The 825-nt window shown below is 44.4% G+C and carries 1 pseudogene; it reads right to left on the bottom strand.

The features are described from left to right. Nucleotides 1-212 precede the first annotated feature (212 nt). Nucleotides 213-797: pseudogene (locus ALO43_RS02355) on the bottom strand (histidine phosphatase family protein); the annotation flags it as partial. Nucleotides 798-825: the final 28 nt, after the last annotated feature.

Raw genomic sequence — 825 nt, forward strand, 5'->3', positions numbered from 1 at the left:
TACCTATCCCATATAAAAAAGTTAGTTTAGAAGCGCTTGCATGGATTGCCTCATGATCGAAAACCATTAATTGATTGCTCGTTCGCTTTCGTAGGCTCCAAAGGCCAAGAACGCGAATACCGACTCTATTTACACCCCTCTGAAATAAAGTCCCTGCTTGGCCATCACGCTGTCATGTGTCAGCTGAGCCGGTGACGGGGCATCTGATTTTTCTAGATGCTCTCCCACTGCCCCATGAATCCCTTGTCAAGATATTTTCCATAGTACGTCGCTTCCGCTATTGAATTGGGTGGAACATTCATGCCCATCAAACTAATTTCAGTCCCTGAGACCTTTATTATTAGGGCATTACCATGCTCTAGAAGGCAGGAAGTCTGTCGCACCCCTAACATGTGGTGAGCAAAAAGTGCCACAATACCTCCATGAGAAACAACAATAACCCGGCCTTGGTGATTATTTTTAATAGTATGTATTCCACGGACAAAACGCTCCAACGCTGAACGACCCGACTCCCCTCCGGATGGGGTATACTCAAGTGTTATTAACTTTCTCGATAACTCAGGATCAGCAGATATAAGAAGCTCCTTAGACTTACCGTCCAGTGCGCCCAAGTGGCGCTCCGAAAAGTCTGTGGAAACAAATCTTCTCAAGTTAACGTCAACTGTCAAAAGATTTGCGGAAACCAGTGAGCGTTTATAGTTAGAGCTATAAATAGCATCCCACTTCTCATTCTTAAGCGTTCTGGCAATGTCCTTGAACCGATCTATCCCTACGTTATCCAGCTCAGGATCAGACCTGTCTCTTATACACATCTAAAAAAAAAAA

This window comes from Pseudomonas tremae, from assembly GCF_001401155.1.
Classification (GTDB): Bacteria; Pseudomonadota; Gammaproteobacteria; order Pseudomonadales; family Pseudomonadaceae; genus Aquipseudomonas; species Aquipseudomonas tremae.